Here is a 24,293-nt window from a genome sequence, read left to right as displayed (position 1 = left end):
AGGGGCGGGGAAATTCCCCCACCCCGCCGCAAGGATGGCGAAGGATCAGACCGCGAACATCAGCAGAAGCGCGACCAGGAACGAGAAGATCCCCAGAGCTTCCGCGAAGGCCATGCCGATGAACAGCGTAGCGGTCTGGCCGGCTGCGGCCGAAGGATTGCGCAGGGCGCCCGAGAGGAAGTTGCCGGCAACGTTGCCCACACCGATTGCTGCTCCGCCCATGCCGATAGCGGTCAGGCCGACGCCGATGTACTGGCCCAGTTCTCCGATATTGCCTTCCATGATGATACTCCTTGCGGTTGGAAGTTGTAAATTCTGGTTGATGGTCAGGCCCCGCCCGTGGGCAAGGCCGTGGAAAGGCTGCCGCCGCGATCAGTGCGACGGATGCAGCGCGTCCTTCAGGTAAACGCAGGTCAGGATCGTGAAGACATACGCCTGGATGAAGGCCACGAGGATTTCAAAGGCATACATGCCGACAACAGCGATGATCGAAACCGGGGCCACGGCTGCGATGGCGGCAAAGCCCGCGAAAACCTTGATGACGGCGTGCCCGGCAATCATGTTGCCTGCAAGACGAATGGAGTGGCTGACCGGACGGACGAAGTAGGAAATCACTTCGATCACGGCCAGGACCGGGCGGATCGCCAGCGGTGCCGAACGCACCCAGAACAGGTCCAGGAAATGCGCCCCGTTCTTCATGAAGCCGATGGCCGTCACGGTAAAGAAGACGGCGAATGCCAGAACACCGGTCACGGCGATATGCGAGGTCACGGTGAATGCCTTGGGCAGCAGACCGGCAAAGTTCGAGAAGACGATGAACATGAACAGCGTCATGATATAGGGGAAATACTTCAGGCCTTCCTTGCCTGCGATATCCTCGATCATCTTGTGAACCATGCCATAGGCCAGCTCGGCAATCGACTGCGAGCGGCTGGGAACAATGGCGCGACCGCGCGTCCCCAGAACCAGCAGACCAATGATGCCCAGTGCGACCACGGCCATCCACAGGGTGACATTGGTCGGGGTATACCAGTGAACGGGTCCGTCGCCAAACAACGGCTTGACGATGAACTGATCCATCGGGTGGAAGGTCAGGCCGGTTGCTTCACCATGCGCTTCGGTCGCCACGATCAATCCCTCTCATCGGTCTCCGGCGCATTGCCGGGTTTGGTGTCAAGCTCGGACGCGGTGCGCATCATCGTCTTGATGCCGGCCGCGAAGCCCAGAAATATAAACAGGATCATCAGGAACGGCTTCGTGCCGAACAGATAATCCAATCCGTATCCGATGCCGCAGCCCATCAGGATGCCTGCGACCATCTCGGTGACCATGCGCCAGGCAAGATGCCCCTTGTCATAGCCTGCCATCGGCCCACTGGCCTCAGGTCCGGGGGTCGCCCTGGACAGCCGTTCCTCCAGATCGCGCAAGCGGGCTGCATCTGCATCCCTGCCCTCGCCATTCCGGGGCCCTTCGGCCATCTTTCACGCCCCCGTTATCGTTCGAGGGGTGTCTATGGGGGAATGTCCTTCAAGTCAAGCGGCAGGGACATTGGAATTATTTCAATTAAATCATATAGTTAAATTTAGTTTCAATTCCAGACGCGGTCTTGCATTCCCTTTTGGCCCCGGACATTATTCAACCGTCAAGTTGACCATTCCTCCGATCACGGGCTTTCCCAGCGCAATGCCGCCACCTGACAGACTGGACCTCATCTTCTCGGCGCTGGCCGATCCGACCCGGCGACGGGTGCTTTCCATGTTGCTGGAAGACGACATGGCCGTCAGTGACGTCGCGGCACCCTTCGAGATGAGCCTTGCCGCGATCTCGAAGCATCTGTCGGTGCTTGCAGCCGCGGGCCTGATCCGTCAGGAACGTCGCGGCCGGATCACCTGGTGCAAGCTGGACCCCGATGGCATGCGCAGCGCCTCGGTCTGGATGCAGGGCTTCGGACAGTTCGACCCCGTCGATCTGGACGATTTCGAACGTTTCCTGAAGGTGCAGATCGAGGAATGGAACCAGGAATGACCAAGCGTCCCGATATTCTATGTATTGGTGCCATGCTGTGGGATGTGATCGGTCGCGCCTCGCGCCGCATGGCCTCGGGGGCCGATGTCCCCGGTCGCATCCACCATGTGCCCGGCGGCGTGGCCCTGAATGTCGCGGTGGCGCTGGCGCGCTGGCGGGTCTCCTCGGCAGTGCTCTCGGCGGTCGGGCGCGACCCCGAGGGGGAATCGCTTGTGGCCGAGGCCGGACGACTGGGTGTGCTGACCGCATGGCTCAACCGCGACACCGGCTTGCCCACCGATTGTTACATGGCCATCGAGGACAGCGAAGGGCTGATTGCCGCCATTGCCGATGCCCACAGCCTTGAACGCGCCGGAGAGTCCATCCTGGCCCCGCTGGACAATGATCTGGCCGGATGGGCCGGACCGGTGGTTCTGGACGGCAATCTGACCGAGGATCTGCTGGCCGCCATTGCCCGCGACCGACGTCTGGAGCAGGCCGATCTGCGCGTCGTGCCCGCCAGCCCTGGCAAGGCCGAGCGTCTGGAGCCGCTGATCGCCACGCGACGCGGCTGTTTCTATCTGAACCGGCTCGAAGCCGAAATCCTTGCCGGTCGCGCCTGCCCCGATGCCGCCTCTGCCGCCGAGGCGGTCGTTGCGCGCGGTGCCGCGCGGGTTCTGGTGACCGATGGTCCCAATCCCGCGGCCGAGGCGATTGCCAATGGCCCGACCATCTCCGTCACCCCGCCCCGGGTCAATCTGGCCCGCGTCACCGGTGCAGGCGACTGCTTTCTTGCCGCCCATCTCGCCGCCGAATTGAACCAACAGCCGCGCGAAGCGGCCCTGCGCCAGGCGGTGGACGCCTCGGCCGCCCATGTTTCCGGAAAGGATGTTCCATGACCGCCGCTCCCCTGACCTTCTCGCCCGAAGTCGAACAGGCGCTTGCCGAAAAGCGCCCTGTCGTGGCGCTGGAATCGACCATCATCACCCATGGCATGCCCTATCCGCAGAATCTGGAAATGGCCCGCAATGTCGAACAGGTCATCCGCGACAATGGCGCGGTTCCCGCGACCATCGCGGTGATGGGCGGGCAGATCCATATCGGGCTGACCGATGCAACCTTGCAGGCCCTGGCCCAGACACCGCCCGAACAGGCCATGAAACTGAGTCGTGCCGATCTGGCCGTCTGCCTTGCCAATGGCCGCACCGGCGCAACCACCGTGGCCGCCACGATGATCTGCGCGGCGCTGGCCGGGATCAGCGTCTTTGCCACCGGTGGCATCGGCGGGGTTCATCGCGGCGCGGAAACCAGCTTTGACGTTTCGGCCGACCTGCATGAACTGGCACAGACACCCGTGACGGTTGTCGCGGCCGGAGCCAAGGCAATTCTTGACCTTCCCAAGACCTGGGAGGTTCTGGAAACCCTGGGCGTGCCGGTCATTGCCTATGGTCAGGACGAATTGCCGGCCTTCTGGTCGCGCAGCTCGGGCATTCCGGCGCCTCTGCGCATGGACAGCCCCGCCGAGATCGCCGCCGCCGCCCGGATGCGGGCAGCCCTGGGGCTGAAGGGCGGGCAACTGGTCGCCAATCCGATCCCGCCCGAGGACGAGATCACCCAGAGTGAAATCCTGCCGGTGATTCTCAAGGCGCTGGACGAGGCCGAGGTTCAGGGCGTGGCTGCCAAATCGGTGACGCCATTCTTGCTGCAACGGATCTTCGAACTGACCGAGGGACGTTCGCTCAGCTCCAATATCGCGCTGGTGATGAACAATGCGCGACTGGCGGCAGAAATCGCGACCGAGATGTCGAAAGCCGCTTGACCCGAACCGGCATGGCGCTGTTCCAATTCGCCCATGCAGATTCCTGAACCCTCTTCCATTCAGATCACGCCCCGCCGACGCGGTGTGCTGGGCGTGATCCGGTCGAACTTTCTGGCCGGGCTGATCGTGGTTGCCCCGATCGGCATCACGGTCTGGCTGATCTGGACGCTGACCGGCTGGATGGACAGCTGGGTGCTGCCCATGGTGCCCGCCCGCTGGCGGCCCGAACAATATATCGGCATCAACCTGCGCGGCGTGGGCGCGCTGTTCTTCCTGTTCTTCACGGTCGTGATCGGCTGGCTGGCCAAGGGCTGGCTGGGCCGCTCGCTGCTGCGCACCGGCGAACAGATCGTTAACCGGATGCCGGTCATCCGTTCGGTCTATGGCGCGCTGAAACAGATCGCGGAAACCGTCCTGTCGCAAAGCGAGGCACGTTTTGACCGGGCCTGCATGCTGGAATATCCGCGCAAGGGGCTGTGGGCGGTCGGCTTCGTCGCCGGCCCGGCCAAGGGAGAACTGATCCGCCACGTCTCGGACGATCTGATTGCGGTCTTCGTGCCGACCACGCCCAATCCGACCTCGGGCTTTCTGATCTATGTGCCCGAAAGCGATGTCACCTTTCTGGACATGAGCGTCGAGGATGCCGCCAAACTGGTCATCTCGGCCGGGCTGGTCTATCCGACGATGCCCGAACCGGTCAAAAGCGCTGGCAGATCCACGGTGTCCTGACGGTTCAGCGCATCGGCATGATCATTCAGAAAACGGTCCGCGGCCTCTTGCCCGGCCTGTTTCATCCGCGCAAGAAACCCGGGTCCCGGCATCACCTTGGATCGCGCCGTCAGATCGTTCATCAGCACGTCATCCAGAATCATGTGAACCAGCGGGTCCTTCATGGCGCGGTCCCGCAACCGGTCCTCGCGGTGCAGGCGTTTCACAAAGTTGATGGCGCGCAATTCCGACATCAGCGCGCTGTTGAAGCTGATCTCATTGACGCGGTCCGAAATCTCGACCGGAGTCTTGGGCACCCCGTCGCGCATCAGCGGATTGATGTTCACGATCACGATGTCACGCGGCAGATGATGGGCATAGAGCGGAAACAGCGCCGGATTGCCGGTATAGCCGCCATCCCAGAAGGATTCGACATTTCCGGTATCCGGGTCGGCGATTTCCACGGCGCGAAACAGCGTCGGCAGACAGGCCGAGGCCAGCACCGCATCCACCGTCACCCGCCTGCCGGTAAAGACCCTGATCCGCCCGCTGCGGACATTGGTGGCCGCGACGAACAGTTCCGGACCCTTTTCGCTGTCAAAGCCGGTATAGGGCAATTCCTGCAACACTGCGGAAAGCGGATTGCTATAGAACGGGCCATAGTCATAGGGGCTGAAGATCCGGCTGATCCCATCCAGCCATGCGGCGGGAGAGAACATCTCGGTCAGCCGGTGCATGCTGCGCGGCATGGGCATCAGCGAATGCATCCAGCGCACCATGCGATTATCCGACATCTCGCCGACCTCGCGCCACAGGCAGTTCAGGTTCTCCCTGGCCGCGCGGCGTCCGGCAGGCCCGCTGTGCCGGGACATGCCCGCCTTGATCGCCGCACCGTTCAGCGCCCCTGCGGATGTGCCGCTGATGGCGCTGATCTGCAGCCATGGCTCATCCAGCAGCCGGTCGAGCACCCCCCAGCCAAAGGCGCCATGCGCGCCCCCGCCTTGCAATGCCAGATTGATCTGTTTGTCCTGCATGGCCGGCCTCGTGGTTCATTTTCTTTCGCGCATAGTACAAAGCGCACCATCAGCCGCAAGGCGGGTCTTGCCCGGCACGGGAACCACCGTCAGATCAGCAATAGGCCTCGGGGCCTTTGGACATTGCCGCGCCATAGCGCGGACCATGTGCCCAGCCGACAGGCAGGATCGTCTCTATCTCGTCCAGTTGCGCGTCGCTGAGGGTAATGGCCGCGCCCTTCGCGTTTTCACGCATATGTTCGCTGCTGCGCGATCCCGGCAGCGCCAGAACATGGGGGCCGCGTGACAGTACCCATGCGATGGCCAGCGTGGCCGGGCTGTGGCCCAGATCGCGGGCATAGGCGGCAAACTCGCGCAGGCGAATGGCGTTGCGCGGCCAGTTTTCATCGCTGAAGCGCGGCATGCCCTGGCGCAGATCATTGGGGCCAAAGCCGGCCGGATCAGGCAGCCGCGCCCCGAATACGCCGCGCCCGACCGGGGAAAAAGCCATCAGGGCGACGCCATTGCGCCGACAGGACTGCAGCACGCCCAGTTCCGGTTGGCGCGTCCACAACGAATATTCCGATTGCACCGCCGCAACCGGCCCCACCGCAAGCGCACGCTCCAGCGTATGGGGCGCCACTTCCGACAGGCCGATCGCGCCGATCTTGCCCTCGTCACGAAAGCGCATCAGCGTCTGCATGACCTCTTCGATCGGGCGATCCGGTTCGTGGCGGTGCAGATAATACAGGTCGATATGATCGACCCCAAGGCGGCGCAGCGATCCCTCCAGAGACTCGCGCATGTGTTCGGGCGAATTGTCGAAGGGACGTTCGGGATTGCGGGTAATGCCGCATTTGCTGGCCAGAACGACGCGGTCACGATGATCGCGCAGGAAGGTCGACAGCAATTCCTCGGCCCGGCCCATGCCATAGATATTCGCGGTGTCGAAATGGTTCACGCCCATTTCAAGACATTCGGCCATGCAGTTCAGGCTTTCATCGCGGTCGGCCGCGCCGTAGGTGCCGATGAAATTCATCGTGCCCAGAGCAACCGCCCCGACCTTGCGGCCATTCCGGCCCAATTCGCGTGTCTGCATTCCCGCCCCCGTGGTTTCGCCGTTCGTGGTTTCGCCGGAAAGTCCCAGCCGGGCGAAGGGGATCAGTCCTCGGACTGTGCCTCGGCCCGGCTCTTGCCCGACACATCCATCGCCAGCGTCGCCGCCATGAAGGCATCCAGATCGCCGTCCAGAACGCCCTGCGTATCGCTGGTTTCCACCGAGGTGCGCAGATCCTTGACCATCTGATAGGGATGCAGCACGTAGGAACGGATCTGGTTGCCCCAGCCCGCATCACCCTTGGCGTCATGCTGGGCCTGAATGCTCTCGGTGCGCTTGCGCAACTCCATTTCATACAGCCGCGATTTCAGCGCCGCCATGGCATTGGCCCGGTTCTGGTGCTGCGATTTCTCGGAACTGGTCACAACGATACCGGTCGGAATGTGGGTAATCCGCACGGCCGAGTCGGTGGTGTTGACGTGCTGCCCGCCCGCACCCGAAGAGCGATAGGTATCCACGCGGATCTCGTTGTCCGGCACGGTGATCTCGATATTGTCGTCAACCACCGGATAGACCCAGACCGAGCTGAAGCTGGTATGGCGGCGCGCGGCGCTGTCATAGGGGCTGATCCGCACCAGACGGTGCACGCCCGATTCCGATTTCAGCCAGCCATAGGCATTATGCCCGCTGATCTTGTAGGCTGCGCTGCGGATGCCCGCCTCGTCACCCGAGCTTTCGCTCATCAGTTCGACCTTGTAACCCTTTTTCTCGGCCCAACGCACATACATGCGCGCCAGCATCGAGGCCCAGTCACAGCTTTCGGTGCCACCCGCGCCGGCATTGATTTCAAGGAAGGTGTCATTGCCGTCAGCCTCGCCGTTCAACAGGGCTTCCAGCTCTTTCTGCGCGGCCATTTCGGCCAGCGATTTCAGATTGGCCTCGGCCTCGGCAACCAGTTCGCTGTCACCTTCCGCCTCGGCCAGTTCGACCATTTCGGCATTGGCATTCAGATCGTCCTCGATGCGCTTGTAGGTCTCGATGGCATCCGACAGCGCCTGGCGTTCGCGCATCAGCTTTTGCGCGCGGGCGGGATCGGACCACAGGTCGCCATCCTCGATCATCGCGTTCATCTCTTCCAGACGATGTGGCGCGGTCTGCCAATCCATGCGCTGGCCCAGCAGACTCAGCGATTTCCGGATGGCTTCGATGGTGGACTGCGTCTCGGCGCGCATGGGACGATCCTTCTGGAATTTCAGGCGCGAGTGATAGCGCGGCTCTGTCGCGGGAACAAGGGCCGTGGACCTCTCGCCCCGCCCCGGCACCATCTTCACATGCGCGATTGTGAAACCAGAGACGCCCGTTCGCGTTCACCCAGCAACGCAAAGGGTTCCCCATGTCGCAGTTTCTAGACGCATTCACGGATATCTTCTCTCCGCTGCAATCCATGCCCATGGCCACGGCGGCGGCACGGCTGGTTCTGGCCTTGCTGCTGGGCGCGGCAATCGGCTGGGAGCGTGAGATCAAGTCCCGTGCGGCCGGTCTGCGAACCCATATGCTGATTTCCATGGCGGCCGCCATGTTCACCATTGTCGCCATGGAGCTGACCCATTTCCCCGAAGAACAGCAGGGGCAGCTGCGCATCGATCCGCTGCGTCTGATCGAAGCCGTGACCGCAGGCGTGGCCTTTCTTGCCGCGGGATCGATCATTACCAGTGGACGCACCGTGCGCGGCATCACGACCGGGGCCTCGATGTGGCTTGCAGGTGCCATCGGCCTTGCCTGTGGCGTGGGCAGCGGCCTGCTGGCAGTGGTCGGCAGCGCGCTTGCACTGACCGTGTTGTGGATCATCCGGCTGCTGGTCAAACCATTGACCCGGCCCGACAAGGACTAGCCCCGCAGGCGGGTCGTCAGTACAGACCGCCCGAGGACATGGTGCCGAAATCGGTGCGCTTGGGGATGACCTTGCGCTTGCCCGTCGAGGTGGTGATCGAGGTCGAACCCCGCGAATCGGCGCCCGCCTCCCAAGGCAGCACGACCTTCTCGTCGCCGAAACCGGAAATGATGACCGGTGACAACCAGTCGGGATCGGTGCCATCGCGGAAATATTCGGCAATCACGTTCGCGCCGGTCGCATCGTCATCCAGCCGCTGGCCGGTGAAACGGTCGATTTTGACCCAATGCCCGCCCGGCGGAACCTTGAAGGCGGTGCCCCCAAATTCCTTGATCGCATCGCGCATGAAGGCGTTGAACACCGGAACGCAGAGCGTGCCGCCATAAGCGTGACGTCCAAGGCTGCGCGGCTGGTCATAGCCCAGATAGCAGCCCGCCACGATATTGCTGGAAAAGCCGATGAACCAGACATCCTTGGCATCATTGGTGGTCCCGGTCTTGCCCGCGATCGGCACCGGCAGATTGACGCCCTTGCCAGAGCCGCGCTTCACGACCCCTTCCATCATCGAGGTCAGCTGATAGGCGGTGACGGCATCCATCACCCGTTCGCGATTGTTGTCGATCACCGGCCCCTGCCCCGCCGGCAGGGCCTGCATGCCGCAGGTTTCGCAGACGCGCTTGTCATGGCGATAGATCGTCCGGCCGCGACGGTCCTGCACGCGGTCGACCAGGGTCGGCTCGACCCTTTCGCCGCCATTGGCAAACATCGCATAGGCCGCGACCATCTTGAACAGAGTGGTTTCCTGCGCGCCCAGCGCATTGGCCAGATAGGGTTTCAGATCATCATAAACACCGAAACGCTCGGCATATTCGGCGACGCGCTCCATGCCGATGTCCTGTGCGATCCGGATCGTCATCAGGTTGCGCGACTGTTCGATGCCGGTGCGCAGCGGCGTCGGCCCGTAATTGCGGCCCGAAGCATTCTTCGGTTCCCACAGGCCGTCGGGGGTGTTCAGCTTGATCGGCTCGTCGATGACGATGGTCGCCGGGGTATAGTTGTTGTCCAGCGCCGCCGCATAGACAAAGGGCTTGAAGGAAGAACCGGGCTGGCGGCGCGCCTGCGTGGCGCGGTTGAAGACCGAAGACTGATAGGAAAACCCGCCCTGCATGGCCATCACGCGACCGGTGTTCACATCCATGGCCATGAAGCCCCCCTGCACCTCGGGCACCTGCCGCAGGGTCCAACGGATAAAGCTGCCATCGCTGTCGCTGGTCATCGGGCGCACCAGCACCACATCGCCCACCGACAGCAGGTCACCCGCCACGCGGGCCTTGGGCTCCAGCTTGCCGGTTTCATGGTTCAGCTTGCGGGCCCATTGCACGTCCTTGGCCGGGATCCAATGGCCGTCGGCATCCTCTTCGATGCCTTCAATGCCGATGCGCGCGTCCGATTTTCCGATTTCCAGCACGACGGCCGGGGACCAGTTCGGAATGTCACGCGGCACGCGGACCTCGGCCAGGGCCGCACGCCAGCTGGCCTCATCGACCAGGGCTTCGGGCGGTATCGTCTCGCCGGTGCCGCGCCAGACCCCACGACCGCGATCATATTGTTCCAGCGCGTTGCGCAGCGCGTCGGCGGCGGATTGCTGCAGCTTCGGCTCGACGGTGGCGCGGATCGTCAGGCCACCACCAAAGAATTCATCCTGCCCGAATTCGCGGCTCAACTGCCGGCGGATCTCATCCGTGAAATAATCCCGCGGCGGCATCTGGCTGTTGAACGGGGCATAATCGCCATTCTGAACCGATTTCAGCGGCAGCCCGGCCTCGGCTTCATAGGTGGCCTGATCGATATAGCCGTTCTGCCACATCTCGCGCAGGACATAGTTGCGCCGCTCGGTCACGCGCTCCTTGGCGCGCACCGGATGATAGCGCCCCGGAGCCTGGGGCATCGCGGCCAGCATGGCGGCCTCATGCGGGGCCAGTTCGGCCAGCGACTTGTTGAAATAGCTTTGGGCGGCAGCGGCGACGCCAAAACTGTTCTGGCCCAGGAAAATCTCGTTCAGATACAGTTCGAGGATCTGGTCCTTGGACAGCGAGCGTTCCAGACGCGAGGCCAGGATCAGCTCCTTGACCTTGCGTTCGACACTGCGGTCGCTGGACAGCAGGAAGTTCTTCATGACCTGCTGGGTGATCGTCGAGGCACCACGGACATTCGACCCGCCCGAGCGTGCCGCATCATAGGCCGCGCCCAGAATGCCGCGCAGATCATAGCCGGGATGGCTGTAGAAATTCTTGTCCTCGGCGCTGATGAAGGCCTGTTTGACCAGATCGGGAATCTCCTCGATGGGCACGAAGATCCGCCGTTCCTGCGCGAATTCGTCGATCAGCCGCCCCTCGCCCGAATAGACGCGGCTGATCGTCTTGGGGCTGTATTGGGCCAATGTCTCATGGCTGGGCAGATCCCGGGAATAGACCCAGAAGATCCCCCCCAGCGTCAAGGCAATGAAGAAGCTGGCGGTCACGACCCATGAAAAGATCGCTCCGAAAAATGACAGGATGCTGCGCAGCACGTCCAAACGCCTTTCAATCACACGTCCCGTCTATAGCGATGGCCATGGCGGGGGTCAAAACAACACTGGGTCAGAATCGGGCTTAACGCCGCAGCATCCTTTCGCGCGCGGCCTCGTCCCGCGCCCATCCGGTGATCGATTCCGCAACGACATCGACCATTCTGGCCCGCCAGGCCGGATTGGTCAGATTGGCCCGATCACTGTCATCCGAGATGAACCCCAGCTCAAGCAGGGCCGAGGGAATGTCGGGCGATTTCAACACCGAAAAGGCAGCCGTCTGCACCGGTCGCCCATGCAGTTCTATGCCCATCAGGGCCAGACGCGAGGTCAGGAACCGCGCGAAATTCTCGGCCCGCGGCTGGGTGTCGGTGCGCGCGAAATCCATCAGCACACCGGTCAGGGCATCGTCCTGACCGCTGAGATCCTGACCCAGCAGCAGGTCGTCACGTTCATGGCGTGTCACCAGTTGGCGCGCGGCACGCGTATTTGCCCTTGAATTCCACAGATAGACCGTCGCCCCCGCCGCCTGCCCCTCGGGCAGAGCATCGGCATGCAACGACAGGAACAGATCCGCCCCACCTTCGCGTGCGATGGTCATGCGGTCTTCCAGCCTGACAAATACATCCGAGTCGCGGGTCATCACGACCTCTACACCCCGCGCCTCCAGCGCCTTGCGCAATTCCTGCGCAAAGGCCAGCACCAGGTCGGCCTCTTCCTCGCCTCCCGCTTCGGCCCCCGGGTCGAAACCGCCATGCCCGGCATCCAGCGCCACGGTAAGCCCCGGCGTTTCGTCGATCTGCGGCAGATCTGCCGGTTCGGGCAGATCGCGCAGGGCGGTCGCAGCGCTGGCGCGCGGCGCGAAATCCTTCTCGCGCACGGGGTCCAGGTCAATGGTGATCTCGGGCAGATCGCCCTTGGTACGCTGCCCCGCGCTTTCGATGCGATAGGGGCCGGGCAGTTCAACGACGATACGCGACCAGCCGCGGCGATAGCGCCCCCAGCGGATTGCCGGGACAAGATTGGCCCCGAAAAGATCCTCGGCAGAGATCCCGCTGAAATCCGCCCCCTTGAGGTCGACGATCAACCGCGCGGGATCGCCGACGATATAGACCCGATAGGGCACGGCCCTTGTCAGCCCAAGGCGCAGTTCCAATGGCGGGGGCTTGCCCCACCAGCCACGCCCGGTCTGGGTCAGGGAAGAGGCGCCGATCTCAAGACGTGCGGCCTCTTGAGCACGGACCGGGATGGCCAGCAGCATCAGCGCGAGAATCAGGCCGATCCATCTCATCGAGACGCCATGAACTCCGTCAGGCGGCGCAATCCTTCGGTGACGTCCTCGGTCGAACGGGCATAGGAAAAGCGCAGGGTGCGCGCGCCACGCTCGGGGTCGAAATCCAGCCCCGGCGTCACGGCAACACCGGCCTTTTCAAGGATCTCACTGGCAAACGCCAGCGAGTCAGTGGTCAGATCCGACACATCGGCATAGATATAGAAGGCCCCCTCCGGCGGCGCGATACGGGTAAATCCCGCACGCGGCAGCCCTTCCAGCATCAATTGCCGGTTGCGGGCATAAACCTTCAGGTTCTCCTCGGTCTCTTCAATGCAGTCCAGCGCCGCAAGGGCGGCTACCTGGCTTGCATGGGGCGGACAGATGAACATGTTCTGGGCCAGACGTTCGACCGTGCGCAGATGGGATTGCGGCACGACCATCCAGCCGACACGCCAGCCGGTCATCGAGAAATACTTGCTGAAGGAATTGATGACGAAAACCTCGTCCGTGACCTCCAGCGCCGAATGGCAGCGTTCGCCATAGGACAGGCCGTGATAGATCTCGTCCGAGATCACCGCCATGCCGCGCCCCCAGGCTGAATCCGTCAGCGCCTGCAATTCATCGGTCCGCAGGACGGTGCCCGAAGGATTGCCCGGCGAGGCCAGGATCAGCCCTTCGGCATCGGGCAATTCATCGGGCCGGGGCTGATAGCGGTCCTCGGGCCGGGTCTGGATGCCGACAGGCTCCAGCGACATGGCCCGCAGGATCTGGCGATAGCTGGGATAACCGGGCAACCCCATGGCCACGCGATCCCCCGCATCAAACAGCGCCGAAAACGCCAGAATGAAGGCACCGCTGCTGCCCGGCGTCACCACGACGCGCGCGGGATCCAGATCGACGCCATACCAGCGGCGATACAGGCCGGCGATCCCCTGACGCAGGCGCGGCAGACCCAGCGCGGCCGTATATCCCAGCGGCTGCTCCAATGCGCGGGCCAGGGCCTCGCGCGCGCCGCGCGGGGCGGCTGTGCCGGGCTGGCCGACCTCCATATGAATGATATGGCGCCCAGAGGATTCGGCGCGGGCCGCTGCCTCCATCACATCCATGACGATGAAAGGGTCAACCTGTCCGCGCGTGGATTGTCGCATAGCTCGTGCCTCGATTTGTTTTGCACATGTCTTAACGCGACACGCGTCCCGGCTCTAGCCTTTCCTTTTGGCACCATCACGCAGCCGTGTGTCCGGCTTTCTTGCCTTCGCCGCCCCTTCCAGCCAATCTGTCGACGACTTATTCAGAGGAATTCCATGAAACGCCTGATTGCCGCGCTGCTGCTGACCGCAACACCCGCCCTGTCGCTCGATCTGTCAGCCATGTCCGACAGCGAGAAAACCGCCTTCGGCAAGGCCGTGCGCGAATATCTGATGGCCAACCCGGAAGTGCTGATCGAATCGATCAATGTTCTGGAAGAACGCCGCGCCGCCGAAACCGTGCAGAACGACCAGCAACTGGTCGCGGCGAACAAGGACGCCCTGTTCAATGATGGTCACAGCTGGGTCGGGGGCAACCCCGAAGGTGATCTGACCATCGTGGAATTCATCGATTACCGCTGCGGCGTCTGCCGCCGCTTCAATGAGGAAGTGCATGATCTGGTCGAAAAGGACGGAAATATCCGCCTGATCCTGAAGGAATTTCCGATTCTGGGCCAGGACAGCGACACCTCGGCCCGCTTTGCCGTTGCCGTCAAGCAGATCGGCGGCGACGAGGCCTACATGAAGGCCCATGACGAGCTGATCGCCCTGCGCAGCCCGGCCACGATAGAGGCCCTGAAGAAGATCGCCGACAAGATCGGCATGGATGCGGATGAGGTCGTCAACACCATGAACACCGATTCCATCAACGACATCCTGCGCCAGAACCGGCAACTGGCCGAACGCATGGCGATCATGGGCACGCCGACATTCGTGGTCGGGGATGAATTGCTGCGCGGCGTGCCGCAGGCCGGTCTGACCAGCACCGTCGCCGAGATCCGCGCCAGAAACGGCTGAACCGATACGACGGGCGGGCGCAGAAATGCTGCGCCCGCCCCTTTTCGCCTATTCGCTCGGTGCCTGACGGCCAAGGATGTGATCGGCACCCTTTTCCCCGACCATGATCGAGGGGCCGTTCAGGTTGCCATTGGTGATCCGGGGAAAGACCGAACTGTCCACGACCCGCAGGCCTTCGACCCCGATTACGCGCAGTTCCGGATCAACCACCGCATCACGGTCATCCGCGCGCCCGATTCGCGCCGTCCCACAGGGATGATAGGCCGATTCGGCATGTTCCCGGATAAAGGCATCGATCTGCTCATCGCTGACAACATTGTCGCCGGGCTGGATTTCCTCGCCGCGGTATTCCTCGAAGGCCGGCTGGTCGAATATCTTGCGTGTCAGGCGCACGCAGGCACGGAATTCCTTCCAGTCGTCCTCATGGGACATGTAGTTGAAGTGAATCCGCGGCTTTGCATCCGGATCGGCCGAGTTCAGGCGCACCGTGCCGCGTGATTTCGACCGCATCGGCCCGACATGGGCCTGGAAGCCATGCCCCTTCGCCGCCGCCTTGCCGTCATAGCGCACCGCAAGCGGCAGGAAGTGATACTGGATATCGGGATATTCGACATCCTCGCCGGAACGCACGAAGCCGCAGCTTTCGAACTGGTTGGACGCACCCAGACCGGTCTTTTGCAACAGCCATTCCAACCCGACCCGGCTTTTGCCCAGCAGATTGTAATAGGTATACAGGCTGACCGGCTTCAACGCCTTGTATTGCATGTAGATTTCAAGGTGGTCCTGAAGGTTCGAGCCAACGCCCGGACGGTCGGCCAGCGGCTCGATACCATGTTCGCGCAGATGTTCGGCAGGACCGATCCCCGACAGCATCAGCAATTTCGGCGTATTGATCGAGCTGGCCGAAAGGATGACCTCCTTGCCGGCCTTGATCTGTTCGATGCTGCCCTTGCGGTCAATCTCGACCCCATAGGCACGTTTGCCCTCAAACAGCACCCGGCGCGCCAGCGCCCGGATCACCGTCAGCTTGCCCGATTTGCGCGCCGGACGCAGATAGGCGTTGGCCGTGGACCAGCGCCGACCTTTCCAGATCGTCGCCTCCATCGGGCCAAAGCCTTCCTGCGAGGCACCATTGTAGTCGGGGGTATGGGGCCAGCCCGCCTGCTGTCCCGCCTCGATAAAGGCGTTGAACAGCGGATTCTTGCGCTTGCCGCGGGTGATATGCAGCGGACCATTGGTGCCACGCAGGGGCGAACTGCCGCCATGCCATGTTTCCATGCGCTTGAAATAGGGCAGCACATCCTTGAAGGACCAGCCATCGGCGCCAGCCTCGGCCCAGTGATCGAAATCCTTGGGGTTGCCGCGCACGAAGACCATGCCGTTGATCGACGAAGAGCCGCCCAGAACCTTGCCCCGGGGCGTCGCCAGGTTCCGCCCGCCCAGATGTTCCTCGGGCACCGTCGAAAAGCCCCAGTCATAGCGGGGCATGTTCATCGGATAGGACAGCGCGCCGGGCATCTGGATGAAGATGCCGTGATCGCTGCCCCCGAATTCGATCAGGGTGACGGTCTTGCCTGCTTCGGTCAGGCGATAGGCCAAGGCGCAACCAGCGCTGCCTGCGCCGACAATGACGTAATCTGACTGGCTCATGCCAATTTAACCCCATGTAAAGGTGCAAGGAATCGGATCAGTAGGGGGCCTCGACGTCGCCCATGCCGACATAAACCGACTTCAGTTGTGAATAATGTTCGATAGCGGCGGCAGAATTCTCGCGGCCCAGCCCCGACAGCTTGACGCCGCCAAAGGGCATCTCGACCGGCGTCAGATTATAGGCGTTGATCCAGCAGGTGCCCGCTTCAAGCCGCGAGATGACGCGATGCGCGCGGGTCAGATCCTGCGTGAAGACCCCCGCCGCCAGGCCGAATCCGGTGCCATTGGCGCGGCGGACGACCTCGTCTTCGTCATAGAACTCAAGCGTCGTCATCACCGGCCCGAAGATCTCGTCCCGTGCAATGAGCATGTCATCCGTCGCATCGGCAAAGACGGTCGGCGGGACAAAGGCGCCCTCGCCCGGACCACCGCAGACCAGACGCGCACCGGCCTGTTCCCCCGCCTCGATCGCCGCACGGATCTTGTCGGCCTGCGCAGCGTTGACGATCGGGCCGTGCTGGGTTTCCGGGTCCAGCGGATCACCCGCGCGGACATTGCGGACCCGTTCGGCCAGACGGTTCAGAAAGGCCTCGCGGATGCCTTCCTGCAGAAAGACCCGCGTACCGTTCGAGCAGATCTGCCCCGAGGAATAGAAATTCGCCAGAATCGCCGCGCTGACGGCATTTTCCAGATTGGCATCGTCAAAGACGATCAGGGGTGATTTGCCCCCAAGCTCCATTGTGACATGACGCATGCCCTCGGCAGCGGCGGCATAGACCCGTCGTCCCGTGGGAACAGAGCCGGTCAGCGAAACCTTGTCGACATTGGCATCCGTGGTCAGCGCGGCCCCGACCTGCCCCCTGCCCTGCACCACGTTGAACACCCCGGCGGGCAGCCCGGCTTCGATCAGGATCTCGGCCAGCTTCAGCGCGCCAAGCGGCGTTTCCTCCGAAGGCTTGAAGACCATCGCATTGCCCATGACCAGCGCCGGCGCGGCCTTCCAGCAGGCGATCTGGCTGGGATAGTTCCACGCGCCGATTCCGGCACAAACGCCCAGGGGTTCGCGGCGGGTATAGGCCCAGTCCTGCCCCAGCGGGATCATCTGCCCGGTAATCGAGGCCGAAAGACCACCAAAGAACTCCAGCGCCTGCGCACCCGATTCCCAATCGGCCACCAGCGTTTCCTGAATCGGCTTGCCGGTATCCAGCGTCTCGAGACGCGACAGTTCGTCGTTGCGTTCGCGAATGATCGCGGCCGCGCGCGTCAACACCCGGCCGCGCTCGACCGGGGACATGGCCGCCCAAGCAGGCTGGGCGTCCGCAGCTGCCTGACAGGCCTGGGCCACCTGATCAAGGCTGGCTTCATGCAGAAGGGCGATTTCCTCACCCGTATAGGGATAGCGCACGGAAAGCGCGTCCCCTTCGCCTTCGACCGGGCGACCGTTGATGAACAGGCTGGCGGCGGGTTGGGCGTTCAGGCTCATGCGAGCGCCTCCTCGATATAATCCATGATTGTGCTCAGGGCCTTGTCGGCATCGACAGGGCCCGGTGTCAGAACGGCGCGCAGATAAAGCCCGTCTATCAGTGCACCCAGGGTCTCGGCGGTGCGAATCGGGTGATCGGTCAGGGGACGCAGGTTCGAAATCAGATTCGACCGCAACCGGCGATGATAGATTCGCAGCAGCCGCGCGGCCTGCTTGTTGATCAGCGCCAGCGCATAGAAATTGATCCATGCGCTGATGATCTCGCGCTGGAAATTGCTGGGCGCGAAATTGATCCGCACGATGGCATTCAGCCGTTCCCGGGCGTCACCGGCAGGCAGGCCATCGCGGATCGAGCGCCCGTAGACCGTCAGGATATGACGCATGGCCGAAAGGAAAATCTGCTCTTTCGAGCCGAAATAATGATGCGCCAGTGCCGGCGACATGCCGGCCGCCCGCGCGATCTGTGCCACGGTCACATCCAAAGAACCAGCACGCCCGACCTCGCTGATCGTTGCGTTGATTAACGCCGCTTTTCGGATAGGTTCGACCCCATGTTTCGACATCCGCACACCTGCTGTCCGAGTTTTTGGTTGCTTTTTGACTGTAGCCGACCTTTAATTGACTGGTCAATCAATAACAGGGAGTCCACCATGATCCTTTCTCGCATCGCCTCCGCGCTTGCACTTACGACTGCACTGACCGGCACCGCCTCTGCAGCCTTTGCCGCAGAACCGGAAGAATGCCGAAATGTGGTCTTTTCGGATGTGGGCTGGACCGACATCACCGCCACCACGGCGCTGGCCTCGACCGTGCTGCAGGCGCTTGGATATGACACGGAAACCAAGATCCTTTCGGTTCCGGTCACCTATACGGCCATGTCGACCGATGATGTCGACATCTTCCTGGGCAACTGGATGCCGACCATGCAGGCCGATATCGCCCCCTATGCCGAGGCCGGCACCGTCGACACCGTGCGCACCAATCTGACCGGCGCGAAATACACGCTGGCCACCAACAAGGCCGGTGCCGATCTGGGTATCGACGATTTCTCGAAGATCGCCGAGCACAAGGACGAACTGGACGGCAAGATCTTCGGCATCGAGCCGGGCAATGACGGCAACCGCCTGTTGCTGGAAATGGTCGCCGAGGACAAGTTCGGCCTTGGCACCTTTGAGGTCATCGAATCCAGCGAACAGGGCATGCTGGCGCAGGTCGCGCGGGCTGGTGACAAGAAGCCGGTCATCTTCCTGGGCTGGGAACCCCATCCGATGAATGCCCAGTTCGAGATGACCTATCTGACCGGCGGCGACGAGGTGTTCGGCCCCAATCTGGGCGGCGCCGAAGTGCGCACCAACACCCGCACCGGCTATGTCGATGAGTGCAGCAATGTCGGCACCTTCCTGAAGAACCTGGAGTTCACCCTGGCAATGGAGAACGAGGTCATGGCCAAGATCCTCAATGACGGCGAGGATCCCATGGATGCCGCCAAGGCCTGGCTGATGGAAAACCCCGATGCTGCGACGCCCTGGCTCGAGGGTGTGACGACCGTTGACGGAAATGATGCCATCGCCGCGTTGAACGACGCGCTGAACGGCTGAGAATCGGCCCTCTGGCCCGATCGGCCAGAGGGCGCCCCGTCGTAACCGGCAATGTCACGCAGCTTCAGCAAAACATGCGTGACCGTCACATACAGGGAATGACGCATGGAACAGCTGACCTCAATCGTGACCGACAACAAGATCCCTGTCGGCAAGACAGCCAAAGGGCTGTTCGATTGGCTGAATGCAAATGCTGCGGTGATTTTCAACAGCATCTCGACCGCCATGGACTGGCTTATCGCGCAGATCCTTTCGGCACTGGAATTTCCCCACCCCTTCATCTTCATCGCGCTGGCTGCCGCCCTGACATGGGTGCTGCAACGGCGCTGGCAGCCCTGCCTGCTGATGGTGCTGGGACTGCTTTTCATCCTGAACCAGGGCTATTGGGAAGAAACCCTGCAATCTCTGACACTGGTCCTGGCCGCCTGCATCGTCTGCATGGCCGTCGGTGTGCCCATCGGCATCGCTGCCGCCCACCGGCCCCGGCTCTATGCCTGGATGCGCCCGGTGCTGGACCTGATGCAGACCCTGCCAACCTTTGTCTATCTGATCCCCGCCATCGTCTTCTTCGGCATCGGCATGGTGCCGGGCCTGCTGGCGACGGTGATCTTCGTCCTGCCCGCCCCCATCCGGCTGACCCAGCTTGGCGTGGCCTCGACCCCGCAACCGCTGATCGAGGCCGCCCGTGCCTTTGGCGCAACACCCCGCCAATTGCTGTGGAAGGTCGAACTGCCCAGTGCCCTGCCCCAGATCATGGCCGGGCTGAACCAGACCATCATGCTGTCGCTGTCGATGGTGGTGATTGCCGCGCTGGTTGGCGCCTCGGGGCTTGGCGTGCCGGTCGTGCGCGCCCTGAACAGCGTGAACACCGCGCTTGGCTTTGAATCCGGCTTCGTCATTGTCGTCGTGGCCATCCTGCTTGACCGTATGCTGCGCATGGAAGGCCCGAAATGAGCGACACCACCCCGAATGCCGTTGAATTCGACAATGTCAGCATCGTCTTCGGCGATGCCCCCGATATCGCCCTGCCGCTGATGGACCAGGGGCTTGAGCGCGGCCAGATCAAGGATGAGACCGGACAGGTTCTGGGCGTCCATGATTGCAGCGTCGATGTGAAACAGGGCGAGATCCTGGTGCTGATGGGCCTGTCGGGATCGGGCAAATCCACGCTGTTGCGTTCGGTCAATGCATTGAACCATGTCTGCCGCGGTGAGGTCCGGATCTGGAACGGCGAGAAGATGATCTCGGTCACCGGCGCGGACAAGAAATCGCTGCGCGACATCCGGCTGAGCCATGTCGCCATGGTCTTCCAGCAGTTCGGCCTGCTGCCCTGGCGAACCGTGCGCGAGAACGTCGGACTGGGCCTGGAACTGGCCGGGATGCCGCTGCGCGAGCGCAACAAACAGGTGGATCAACAGCTGGAGACCGTTGGCCTTGACGAATGGGCCGAGCGCAAGGTCGGCGATCTGTCCGGCGGCATGCAGCAACGTGTCGGGCTGGCGCGCGCCTTTGCCACCGAAGCCCCGATCCTGCTGATGGATGAACCCTTCAGCGCGCTGGACCCGCTGATCCGGGCACGGCTTCAGGACGAGCTTCTGGAACTGCAGGCCAAGACCCGGCGCACGATCATCTTTGTCAGCCACGACCTTGATGAAGCCTTCAAGCTGGGCAACCGCATCGCCCTGATGGAGGGCGGGCGCATTGTCCAGATCGGCACCGCGCGCGAAATCATCGCCAATCCCGTCAATGACTACGTCGCGGATTTCGTTGCGCATATGAACCCGCTTGGCGTTCTGACCGCCGCCGATGTCGCCCAGCCGGGCGAGGCCGAGGGCACTCCGGTTCCCGCCGACATGCCGGTGCGCGACGTGATGGGCCTGCTGGCCGATCAGCGCGCCCTGCCCGTCGAGGGTGGCGGGCGCATCACCCGCGATGCCGTGCTGGCACGGCTGATCGATCCTCGCGGCTGAAGACCTGCACCGCGGCCAGTCTGGACATCAGCTGTTCAGCAGGTCGCGGTGATATCGTTGCAGCAGGGCGATCCCGATCACCATCGGGATCAGCGCGACGGCAAAGACATAGAGCGGCGAGACGTAATCGCCGTGATACGACGGATAGAAGGACCGCCGCATCTGCCCGACAACATGGATCAGCGGATTGAACCACAGATAGGGTTTGACGACATTCGGCAGGTCGTCAAAGACGAAAAAGATACATGACATCAGGAACAGCGGCCGGGTGATGATCGACCAGACCTGTTGCCACCACGGAAAGGCATTGAACAGGAAGCAGTTCAGGCAGCCGACCCCGATGGCGAGAGTGAAGCTCATCAGAAAGGCAAAGGCGATGCCAAGGATCTGCGGATCCGTTCTGGTATCCTGCGTAAAGATGATGAAGGTAAAAATGATATAGGCCACCAGCAGTTGGGTGACGATATTGAAGATCGCCTTGGCCAGGATCGCATCCATGAAGGTCACCGCCGGATAGGCCAGCAATGCCTTGGACTGCTTGATCGAATTCGCGACCCGGTTGGCGATGCTGTTGAATGCCAGGAAGGGCAGAATGCCGGTCGCATAGAAGATCGCGAAATTCGTCCCCAGGGATGGCGTGCGGAATCCCAGCGAAAAGATCAGGGTCAGCAGGACGATTCCGCCGACCGGCTCGGCCACCGCCCAGAAATACCCCCCCGGAGAGCGGCCATAGCTTGTCGCCATTTCGCGCAGCACAAGCGCCCCGATGGACCGAAGGCTGGCAAATCTGCGCTGCTTGTGCACCGGTCTCAGTCGCGGCTCCCCCTGATTGCGGGCTGAACGACTAAGCGATGGAAATGTAATCTGGGACATCTTGGCTGCGTTGCCGCCCTTTTCTGTCACAATCCTGTCAGGAATGGACGCTGGAACTGTCGGAGGGCTTTATGTATGAGAAGCAGCGACAGATCAACTGACAGGCCGGAGTTTACGCGCATGTCCGCCAAAGACCCCTTAGCTGGCTTGAATGCGCCCGAAACCGCCGCCGATCCACAGGATACGGTTGCTCTGGATCGTCCGGGCTTCCTGAAACGCCGGTCGATCGCATCTTCCGTGGCGGCAACGCCGTCCGGAACGGAACCTGTTGCCGAGGCCCCGCGCCCCGCACCCGAGCAACCAGCCGATCCCGAACAGCCCGCCGATATCGCGGCGGATGGCGTCAAGGGCGAGGATGATGGTGGGAACGGCGGCGGCAAGGGCGGCAAGCGTCGCGGTCAGGGCCGTGGCAAGGGCGCCCGCAAGGGCCGCGTTTCCCCGGAGGAACGTCGCAAGAAAGTCCTTGCCAAACAGGCCAAGCGCGCCGCCGAACGCCTGGCGCAGCCGCAGCCGGCCGTCCTTCCTCCGGCACGTCCGGCGCGACTGGAGAAACGCCATTTCGGAATCCTGCTCAGCCTGTTCCTGATGGTGATCCTGCCCATCGCGGTCAGCGGATGGTACCTGTATGCCCGCGCGGCCGACCAATATGCCTCGTTCATGGGCTTTGCCGTGCGCAGCGAAGCCGGGCCGGGAACCTCGGACATTCTGGGCGGGCTGACCACATCCATCGTCGGCATGACCAACAGCTCCAGCAGCGATACCGACATCCTGTACAAGTTCATCCAGAGCCGCGATCTGGTCGATCGCGTCGACCGTCGGCTGGGGCTGCGCGACATCTGGTCCAAGGCTCCCGGCGATCCGATCTTTCGCTTCCGCGGGAATGACACGCTGGAGGATTTGCTGGCCGAATGGGAACGCAAGGTCAAAGTCTATTACGACAATGGCATGATCGACCTGCGTGTTCAGGCCTTTGATCCCCATGATGCCCAGGCCATCGCCCAGGCGATTCTGGATGAAAGCACCCAGGTCATCAACGAATTGAACGACATCGCCCGTGAAGACGCCCTGCGCTATGCCCGCGACGAGCTGGATTCCGCGCTGGAACGGTTGAAATCCGCCCGGCAGGCGGTCACCGAGTTCCGCAACCGTCACCAGTTGGTCGATCCCTCGGCCGACGTGCAGGGCCAGATCGGCGTCGTCTCTTCGCTGCAGCAACAGCTTGCCGAACAACTGGTCAGCCTGGGGCTGTTGCAGGCCAATGCCCAGCCAAACGATCCCCGCATCGAACAGACCCAGCTGCGCATCTCGGTGATCCGCGAACAGATCCGTGCGGAACGTCAGAAATTCGGCTCGGAATCATCTAGCGGAGAACTGCTGTCGGAACTGGTCGGGCAATATGAAACCCTGTCAGTCGACCGCGAATTTGCCGAACGCAGCTATACCGCCGCCCTGGCGTCCTATGACACGGCCAAGGCGGATGCCGCGCGCCAGTCGCTCTATCTGGCCGCCTATGTGAAACCGACCCTTGCCCAGGAGCCGGAATATCCACAGCGCGCCAAGCTGATGCTGATCATCGGCGGCTTCCTGTTCCTGATCTGGGTTCTGGGTGTCCTGATCTTCTACAGCCTTCGCGACCGGCGATGATCCGACTACAGAATCTGACCAAGATCTATACGCTGGACGGGCGCAGCAAACGGATCGCCGACAATATCACGGCGACTTTTCCGACCGGCGTCTCGGTTGGCCTGCTGGGGCGCAATGGCGCGGGCAAGTCCTCGTTGCTGCGCATGATCTCGGGGGCGATGCTGCCGACATCGGGGCAGATCCTGTCCACCGGAACGATCAGCTGGCCGGTCGGCTTCGCCGGATCATTCCATGCCGAGCTGACCGGCGAACAGAACACCCGCTTCATTGCCCGTGTCTATGGCGTCGACAGCACCGAGATGCGCGATTTCGTCGAGGATTTCGCCGAACTTGGAGCGCATTTCTATCTGCCCCTGCGGACCTACTCCTCGGGGATGAAATCGCGCCTTGCCTTCGGCGTGTCGATGGCCGTGCCCTTTGACACCTATCTGGTGGACGAAGTGTCCGCCGTCGGGGATGCCTCTTTCAAGGCCAAATCCAACCGCGTCTTCAATGCCCGCATGGCCAATGCCGGTGCGGTGGTCGTGTCGCATTCCATGAGCATGCTGCGCAAGACCTGCGAAGCCGGAGCGGTTCTGGAAAACGGCAAGCTCAGCTATTTCCACGACATCAATGACGCCATCGAAGTCCATTCGGAAAACATGGCCCGCGCCAAGGTCCAGGACCGCAAGGCATTGTAACAGCTTGATGTCACAAAAT

At 62.4% G+C, this 24,293-nt stretch carries 24 protein-coding genes; 11 read left to right on the top strand and 13 right to left on the bottom strand.

What is annotated here, in order from left to right:
• Positions 1 to 45 precede the first annotated feature (45 nt).
• The 3 genes from JHW44_RS04775 to JHW44_RS04765 form a co-directional block, all read right to left on the bottom strand.
• Positions 46 to 282: a F0F1 ATP synthase subunit C gene (locus JHW44_RS04775; RefSeq protein WP_089343169.1), complete on the bottom strand. Its 237-nt coding sequence runs from the start codon at positions 280 to 282 to the stop codon at positions 46 to 48.
• Positions 283 to 372: 90 nt separating this feature from the next.
• On the bottom strand, positions 373 to 1,128 hold the full coding sequence (locus JHW44_RS04770; protein ID WP_245846832.1) for a F0F1 ATP synthase subunit A: 756 nt from the start codon (positions 1,126 to 1,128) through the stop codon (positions 373 to 375).
• A 2-nt stretch (positions 1,129 to 1,130) separates the two neighbouring features.
• Positions 1,131 to 1,367 carry an AtpZ/AtpI family protein gene (locus JHW44_RS04765; RefSeq protein WP_336385716.1) on the bottom strand — a complete coding sequence of 79 codons (237 nt, stop codon included), beginning with the start codon at positions 1,365 to 1,367 and terminating at the stop codon, positions 1,131 to 1,133.
• A 316-nt stretch (positions 1,368 to 1,683) separates the two neighbouring features.
• On the opposite strand from JHW44_RS04765, the gene JHW44_RS04760 reads away from it, so the two are divergent.
• From JHW44_RS04760 to JHW44_RS04745, 4 genes are read left to right on the top strand one after another with little or no spacing between them, the layout of a single operon-like run.
• Positions 1,684 to 2,025, top strand: a complete 342-nt coding sequence (locus JHW44_RS04760) for an ArsR/SmtB family transcription factor (RefSeq protein ID WP_089343171.1) — start codon at positions 1,684 to 1,686, stop codon at positions 2,023 to 2,025.
• The gene (locus JHW44_RS04755; protein ID WP_089343172.1) at positions 2,022 to 2,903 is read left to right on the top strand and encodes a PfkB family carbohydrate kinase; all 882 of its coding nucleotides are present in this window, start codon (positions 2,022 to 2,024) and stop codon (positions 2,901 to 2,903) included. Before JHW44_RS04760 ends, JHW44_RS04755 begins: the two co-directional genes overlap by 4 nt.
• Entirely contained in the window at positions 2,900 to 3,823 is a 924-nt protein-coding gene (locus tag JHW44_RS04750; protein ID WP_089343173.1) for a pseudouridine-5'-phosphate glycosidase, read from the top strand. Before JHW44_RS04755 ends, JHW44_RS04750 begins: the two co-directional genes overlap by 4 nt.
• Positions 3,824 to 3,856: 33 nt before the next feature.
• A complete protein-coding gene (locus JHW44_RS04745; RefSeq protein ID WP_089343174.1) occupies positions 3,857 to 4,552 on the top strand; it encodes a DUF502 domain-containing protein in 696 nt (231 codons plus the stop codon).
• On the opposite strand, the gene JHW44_RS04740 is transcribed toward JHW44_RS04745, so the two are convergent.
• The 3 genes from JHW44_RS04740 to prfB form a co-directional block, all read right to left on the bottom strand.
• Complete coding sequence (locus tag JHW44_RS04740) at positions 4,498 to 5,565, bottom strand: patatin-like phospholipase family protein (protein WP_089343175.1); 1,068 nt, start codon at positions 5,563 to 5,565, stop codon at positions 4,498 to 4,500. The genes JHW44_RS04745 and JHW44_RS04740 overlap by 55 nt on opposite strands.
• Positions 5,566 to 5,659: 94 nt before the next feature.
• Positions 5,660 to 6,643 (bottom strand): aldo/keto reductase, encoded by a 984-nt coding sequence (locus tag JHW44_RS04735; RefSeq protein ID WP_089343176.1) that lies wholly within the window; start codon positions 6,641 to 6,643, stop codon positions 5,660 to 5,662.
• A 62-nt stretch (positions 6,644 to 6,705) separates the two neighbouring features.
• On the bottom strand, positions 6,706 to 7,833 hold the full coding sequence (gene prfB, locus JHW44_RS04730) for a peptide chain release factor 2 (protein WP_089343177.1): 1,128 nt from the start codon (positions 7,831 to 7,833) through the stop codon (positions 6,706 to 6,708).
• 161 nt (positions 7,834 to 7,994) lie between these two features.
• Here prfB and JHW44_RS04725 point away from each other — a divergent pair, with 161 nt between their 5' ends.
• Positions 7,995 to 8,492, top strand: coding sequence for an MgtC/SapB family protein (locus JHW44_RS04725; RefSeq protein ID WP_089343178.1), 498 nt, complete (start codon positions 7,995 to 7,997; stop codon positions 8,490 to 8,492).
• 16 nt (positions 8,493 to 8,508) lie between these two features.
• Here JHW44_RS04725 and JHW44_RS04720 read toward each other — a convergent pair whose 3' ends face one another.
• The 3 genes from JHW44_RS04720 to JHW44_RS04710 form a co-directional block, all read right to left on the bottom strand.
• A complete protein-coding gene (locus tag JHW44_RS04720; protein WP_089343179.1) occupies positions 8,509 to 11,061 on the bottom strand; it encodes a penicillin-binding protein 1A in 2,553 nt (850 codons plus the stop codon).
• 82 nt (positions 11,062 to 11,143) lie between these two features.
• Positions 11,144 to 12,349: an N-acetylmuramoyl-L-alanine amidase gene (locus JHW44_RS04715; protein ID WP_089343180.1), complete on the bottom strand. Its 1,206-nt coding sequence runs from the start codon at positions 12,347 to 12,349 to the stop codon at positions 11,144 to 11,146.
• On the bottom strand, positions 12,346 to 13,479 hold the full coding sequence (locus JHW44_RS04710) for a pyridoxal phosphate-dependent aminotransferase (RefSeq protein WP_089343181.1): 1,134 nt from the start codon (positions 13,477 to 13,479) through the stop codon (positions 12,346 to 12,348). Before JHW44_RS04710 ends, JHW44_RS04715 begins: the two co-directional genes overlap by 4 nt.
• A gap of 156 nt (positions 13,480 to 13,635) precedes the next feature.
• On the opposite strand from JHW44_RS04710, the gene JHW44_RS04705 reads away from it, so the two are divergent.
• Entirely contained in the window at positions 13,636 to 14,376 is a 741-nt protein-coding gene (locus JHW44_RS04705; protein WP_089343182.1) for a DsbA family protein, read from the top strand.
• A 48-nt stretch (positions 14,377 to 14,424) separates the two neighbouring features.
• On the opposite strand, the gene betA is transcribed toward JHW44_RS04705, so the two are convergent.
• Genes betA through betI form a run of 3 tightly spaced genes read right to left on the bottom strand, consistent with a single transcriptional unit; the run spans position 14,425 to position 18,072 of the window.
• Complete coding sequence (gene betA, locus JHW44_RS04700) at positions 14,425 to 16,026, bottom strand: choline dehydrogenase (protein ID WP_089343183.1); 1,602 nt, start codon at positions 16,024 to 16,026, stop codon at positions 14,425 to 14,427.
• Between the two features lie 37 nt (positions 16,027 to 16,063).
• The gene (gene betB / locus JHW44_RS04695) at positions 16,064 to 17,503 is read right to left on the bottom strand and encodes a betaine-aldehyde dehydrogenase (protein ID WP_179217643.1); all 1,440 of its coding nucleotides are present in this window, start codon (positions 17,501 to 17,503) and stop codon (positions 16,064 to 16,066) included.
• A gap of 2 nt (positions 17,504 to 17,505) precedes the next feature.
• Positions 17,506 to 18,072, bottom strand: coding sequence for a choline-binding transcriptional repressor BetI (gene betI / locus JHW44_RS04690; RefSeq protein ID WP_089343185.1), 567 nt, complete (start codon positions 18,070 to 18,072; stop codon positions 17,506 to 17,508).
• Positions 18,073 to 18,159: 87 nt separating this feature from the next.
• On the opposite strand from betI, the gene choX reads away from it, so the two are divergent.
• From choX to choV, 3 genes are all read left to right on the top strand, one after another.
• Positions 18,160 to 19,107, top strand: a complete 948-nt coding sequence (gene choX / locus JHW44_RS04685) for a choline ABC transporter substrate-binding protein (protein WP_089343186.1) — start codon at positions 18,160 to 18,162, stop codon at positions 19,105 to 19,107.
• 105 nt (positions 19,108 to 19,212) lie between these two features.
• Positions 19,213 to 20,061: a choline ABC transporter permease subunit gene (gene choW, locus JHW44_RS04680; protein ID WP_089343187.1), complete on the top strand. Its 849-nt coding sequence runs from the start codon at positions 19,213 to 19,215 to the stop codon at positions 20,059 to 20,061.
• Positions 20,058 to 21,077 (top strand): choline ABC transporter ATP-binding protein, encoded by a 1,020-nt coding sequence (gene choV / locus JHW44_RS04675; protein WP_089343188.1) that lies wholly within the window; start codon positions 20,058 to 20,060, stop codon positions 21,075 to 21,077. Before choW ends, choV begins: the two co-directional genes overlap by 4 nt.
• A 27-nt stretch (positions 21,078 to 21,104) precedes the next feature.
• Here choV and JHW44_RS04670 read toward each other — a convergent pair whose 3' ends face one another.
• The gene (locus JHW44_RS04670) at positions 21,105 to 21,881 is read right to left on the bottom strand and encodes an ABC transporter permease (RefSeq protein ID WP_245846833.1); all 777 of its coding nucleotides are present in this window, start codon (positions 21,879 to 21,881) and stop codon (positions 21,105 to 21,107) included.
• Between the two features lie 189 nt (positions 21,882 to 22,070).
• Here JHW44_RS04670 and JHW44_RS04665 point away from each other — a divergent pair, with 189 nt between their 5' ends.
• Together JHW44_RS04665 and JHW44_RS04660 are read left to right on the top strand one after the other, a co-directional pair.
• Positions 22,071 to 23,594 carry a KpsE/RkpR family capsule polysaccharide export protein gene (locus JHW44_RS04665; protein ID WP_245846835.1) on the top strand — a complete coding sequence of 508 codons (1,524 nt, stop codon included), beginning with the start codon at positions 22,071 to 22,073 and terminating at the stop codon, positions 23,592 to 23,594.
• The gene (locus JHW44_RS04660; protein ID WP_089343189.1) at positions 23,591 to 24,274 is read left to right on the top strand and encodes an ABC transporter ATP-binding protein; all 684 of its coding nucleotides are present in this window, start codon (positions 23,591 to 23,593) and stop codon (positions 24,272 to 24,274) included. Before JHW44_RS04665 ends, JHW44_RS04660 begins: the two co-directional genes overlap by 4 nt.
• Positions 24,275 to 24,293 lie beyond the last annotated feature (19 nt).

It is taken from the genome of Paracoccus seriniphilus (assembly GCF_028553745.1).
Classification (GTDB): domain Bacteria; phylum Pseudomonadota; class Alphaproteobacteria; order Rhodobacterales; family Rhodobacteraceae; genus Paracoccus; species Paracoccus seriniphilus.
Note: the sequence above shows the minus strand (reverse complement) of the source record. Positions and strands in the feature narration are given on the sequence as shown.